This window comes from Nocardioides abyssi (genome assembly GCF_030412915.1).
GTDB classification, from domain to species: Bacteria; Actinomycetota; Actinomycetes; order Propionibacteriales; family Nocardioidaceae; genus Nocardioides; species Nocardioides abyssi.
This window is the reverse complement of record NZ_JAUHJR010000355.1, coordinates 1-203: the sequence shown is the minus strand read 5'-3', so window position 1 is coordinate 203 and position 203 is coordinate 1. Positions and strand designations below refer to the sequence as shown.

Sequence of the window (203 nt, the reverse complement as noted above, 5' to 3'; positions counted from 1 at the left end):
TACGGCGTCTTCGGTGACGCCCAGGTGGTGCACGTCGCCGACTCCGCCGGGCAGCTCTCGGCCCACGCCCACCTCGCGGCGTCGGGCGCCGGCGACCAGACCAGCGCCCTCGACGGCATCCACGCCGGGCTCGAGCGCGCGGCCCGCAAGCCCGACTGGTCGGCGTGGGTCTCGACCCGGCAGGACCCCGGCCCCGCCGGCGG

1 pseudogene is annotated in these 203 nt (G+C 78.8%); it reads left to right on the top strand.

From position 1 onward, the window contains the following. A pseudogene (locus QWY29_RS20980) lies at positions 1–203 on the top strand (hypothetical protein); the annotation flags it as partial.